Here is a 637-nt window from a genome sequence, read left to right on the forward strand (position 1 = left end):
AAAAATTCAATGTTGTGCACCACAGCAGGATTTTCATACATTGCCTGGTGCATCGCAAGTGCAATTATGATTGGAATCTTGGAACCAAGGCCAACACTCAGTACTNACCAACACTTAGTACTGTAGATATCGGGGTGTCATCGATACCGTTTGCAAGCTTGCCTAGAGTATTTGCAGTGCAAGGATATACAACAATAAGATCTGATTGTCTATAATCTGCAACCTTGATGTGCTCCAAGTCTCCAGTAAGTTTTGTTATTACAGGATTTCCAGTTGCCCACTTGAAATAACTAGGCTGGATCAAATCAGTTGCAGCCTCGCTTGCGACACAGGTGACATCTCCACCATGTCGCATCAGTAACCTTGCAAGCTCAATTGACTTGTATGCAGCAACACTTCCTGATATGCACAAGACAATTTTTTTTCCTGCAAGTTCTGTACCATCAGAGCCTACAATATCCAATGAAGGGTGCTTGTCAACCAATTTCTTTTTTCAACCTTTCAAGTTCAGATTTCTCCATCAAAAAAGAGTGTTCTGCTCCGGGAAACTTGCCTGATGTTACATCACTTTTGTATGACTGGATTGCTTGTATAACATCAGAAGACAATTCAAGATACCTTTTTGCAAATTTTGGTT

At 40.6% G+C, this 637-nt stretch carries 2 pseudogenes; both read right to left on the reverse strand.

Going from position 1 to position 637, the window contains the following annotated elements:
• Positions 1-106 precede the first annotated feature (106 nt).
• A pseudogene (locus DYY66_RS13900) lies at positions 107-484 on the reverse strand (flavoprotein); the annotation flags it as partial.
• Positions 477-637, reverse strand: a pseudogene (locus DYY66_RS15825) (3-methyl-2-oxobutanoate hydroxymethyltransferase); the annotation flags it as partial. The pseudogenes DYY66_RS13900 and DYY66_RS15825, both read right to left, overlap by 8 nt.

The sequence above is a fragment of the Candidatus Nitrosotalea sp. FS genome, from assembly GCF_011319475.1.
GTDB lineage: Archaea > Thermoproteota > Nitrososphaeria > Nitrososphaerales > Nitrosopumilaceae > Nitrosotalea.